The organism is Rhizorhabdus sp. (assembly GCF_018006725.1).
In the GTDB taxonomy this organism is placed as follows: domain Bacteria; phylum Pseudomonadota; class Alphaproteobacteria; order Sphingomonadales; family Sphingomonadaceae; genus Rhizorhabdus.
The window spans coordinates 1-2,649 of sequence record NZ_JAGMXV010000452.1 but is presented as its reverse complement, the minus strand read 5'-3'; the positions used below and the strand labels follow the sequence as shown (position 1 = coordinate 2,649).

3 protein-coding genes and 1 pseudogene are annotated in these 2,649 nt (G+C 60.2%); 1 reads left to right on the top strand and 3 read right to left on the bottom strand.

Annotation, left to right across the window (positions count from 1 at the left end; genetic code table 11):
• Positions 1-1,102, top strand: a 1,102-nt coding sequence (locus tag KAY22_RS27695; RefSeq protein WP_296626254.1) for an XRE family transcriptional regulator, incomplete at its 5' end; no start/stop codon positions are given.
• Here KAY22_RS27695 and KAY22_RS27690 read toward each other — a convergent pair.
• The 3 genes and pseudogenes from KAY22_RS27690 to KAY22_RS27680 all read right to left on the bottom strand — a co-directional run.
• Positions 1,099-1,335: a hypothetical protein gene (locus KAY22_RS27690; protein WP_296626253.1), complete on the bottom strand. Its 237-nt coding sequence runs from the start codon at positions 1,333-1,335 to the stop codon at positions 1,099-1,101. The genes KAY22_RS27695 and KAY22_RS27690 overlap by 4 nt on opposite strands.
• A complete protein-coding gene (locus KAY22_RS27685; RefSeq protein ID WP_296626252.1) occupies positions 1,328-1,525 on the bottom strand; it encodes a hypothetical protein in 198 nt (65 codons plus the stop codon). The genes KAY22_RS27690 and KAY22_RS27685 overlap by 8 nt, the downstream gene beginning before the upstream one ends.
• A gap of 97 nt (positions 1,526-1,622) precedes the next feature.
• Positions 1,623-2,636, bottom strand: a pseudogene (locus tag KAY22_RS27680) (IS3 family transposase); the annotation flags it as partial.
• Positions 2,637-2,649: the final 13 nt, after the last annotated feature.

Below are 2,649 nucleotides of genomic sequence, written 5' to 3'. Positions count from 1 at the left end.
CATGATCGGTGTGAGCGTCCAATCGATCTCAAAGTATGAGAACGGTCATCAGACGCCAAAGCTCGACGTGCTGCACACGCTGGCATCAACGCTGAAGATGCCGCGCGCATACTTCATGAGGCCGATGCGGGTCATCGACGAGGCGCCCGTTTTCTGGCGCGGCAAGTTGTCGGCGCCGCCCCTGTCTCGGGATCGCGCTGCCGTGCGCCTCGAATGGCTGAAAGAGGTCATCGACTATATCGGAAGTTATTTTGATCTTCCGCGGCTCGATGTGCCGAGCTTCGACATCAGCAACATTGAGACGATCGGTCAGGACGACATCGAGGCGTTCGCCAAAGCGATACGGTCGCATTGGGATATACGTCCCGGTCCCATGCCAGACGTGATTGAGAGACTGGAAACAAACGGTATCTTGGTCTCTCGCATCCACGTTGGCGTTGAGAAGCTGGACGCCTTTTCGCAGTGGTCGGATGGGTTCGGCATACCGTTCGTTGTTCTTGGTCGCGACAAGGCCAGCGCCGTCCGTCAGAGGTTCGATGCATTGCATGAACTGGCTCACATCGTTCTCCATAAGAGCGTGCCAGCTCGTCGGCTGAACGATAGGGCATTTTATAATGCGGTCGAACGGCAGGCCGACCGGCTGGCATCGAGCCTGTTGCTGCCAGAGCGGGAGTTCTTGGAAGAGCTTTACGCGCCTTCCCTCGATGGGTTTCTTGCGTTGAAGGAGCGTTGGGGCGCGTCCGTCGGCGCGATGATCATGCGATGCCAAGCTGTCGATATTATCGACGAGGACGCTGCTAGGCGGATGTGGATCAACTACAACCGGCGCGGATGGAAAGGCAACGAGCCGCTAGACAGCAAGATAGAGAAGGAAACACCCCACCTGATCCGGCGTAGTTTCGAAATGTTGATTTCCGAAGGCGTCCAGTCCGCATCCGAGATCTTGTCGGCCTTGCCGTTCCCGGCATCTGACCTTGAAGAACTCGCTGATCTTCCTGCCGGACTGCTCTCGGGACAAAGCCAATCGCGGGCGGAGCCGACCTTCAAGTCGGAGCTAAAAGATGCAGGAAACGTCGTTTCGATGTTCAGCAGAAGGGGCTAACTAGCCCCTTTCTGCCAGCGTTTGGCGGCGGCGGCCTTTGCGATCTCTGCACGCCGCTCCGGTGACATCTTCTCCGCCCGCGCTTTGCCGCCCCGCGCGCCAAGCTCAGCGGCGGCGCCCGATGCCCTCTCGTCGGGGGTGTCCCCGACCTCGCCTGTCGCGATGCGCATGATGTGGACAGCGTTGCCGATCACGTCGGCGGGGCGCTTCTCCCCTTTGGGGCCTTTAGGCATAACGTCCTCGCATCAGAGTAATCAGTTCCTCGTGAGTGGCGATGTCTTCTAGCAACCCACGGATAGCGTCCTCTTTCGCAACCTCCGGTCCCGGCTCGACCGCCCCTGCGCGAATGTCGTGCAAAAACGCTCTCTTGAGCCTGATCGCCTTCTCGTTCTTTTCGACGATCCTCTCATAAACGTTCTTCAACGCCCGAGCCTCCATGCTTTGCGCTAAGCATATAGGAGTGCGTGACGGCTGGCGACAGGAAGTCAATCCCGTCGAATTTCAAATTGAGACACTACCGCCGGCTCTCGTTGTAGTCCGTCCGGCCGGCCTCGATCTTGGCTCTGGCGCCGGCCAGCGACAGGAACCAGTTCGTGTTGACGCACTCGTCGCGCAAGCGACCATTGAATGACTCGACGAAGGCATTCTCGGTCGGCTTGCCGGGCCTGCTGAAGTGAGAGTGACGCCAGTCTCGTACGCCCATTTGTCGAGCGCCTTTGAGACGAACTCGGGGCCATGGTCGACCCTGATCGCCTTCGGCGCCCCGAGGAGCGAAGCGACGCGCTCCATCTCGATCACCTGATCGCCCTTGATGCCGTGGTCGACGTCGATCGCAAGCGTTTCGCGAGTGTATGCGTCGACGATATTCGGCGCCCGAAGCCGCCGGCCGTCGAACAACGCATCCGAGACGAAGTCCATCGACCACAGCTCGTTCGCCGCCGAGGCGGCCGGCTGCCGCTCGCGATTGGCGGCACTGACGCTGCGACGAGGACGCTTGAGCCGAAGGCTCAATCCATCTTCCCGGTAAAGCCGGTAGACGCGCTTGTGGTTGACCAACCAGCCTCCCTGCGAAGCAGGATGTAGATGCGGAAGTATCCTATCTGACCCGCGTCGCCGCCAGATCACGGATGCGCAACCGCAGCGGCGCGTGATCCGCGCGGATCGAGCGATACCGGATCGACGAAAGGTCGACGCCGAGCGGCACGCAACTCCGTCGCTCGCTCGTGGCGTGTGTCGCCTGAACGTGCGCGATGAGCTCGCGCTGCCGTCTAGGCGTCAGAGCTTTTTGACAGAACGCCCTGCAGGATATGCTTGTCGAGGCTGAGATGGGCCACGAGCTGCTTCAGCTTGCGATTCTCGTCGTCGAGCTGCTTCAGGCGCCGCAACTCACCTACACCCCGTGCAGCTTCTTCCTCCGGTAATAGGTCTGCTCGCTGACGCCCATCTGGCGAAGAACTTCGGCTACCGGCGTGTCCGTCTCCGCCTGCTTCAACGCGAAAGCAATCTGCTCCTCCGTGTACCTCGACTTCTTCACGGCTCCATCTCCT

What these genes read in the sequence shown, in the direction of transcription:
- KAY22_RS27690 (WP_296626253.1), bottom strand. Translation starts at nt 1,335, where the DNA reads ATGCCTAAAGGCCCCAAAGGGGAGAAGCGCCCCGCCGACGTGATCGGC.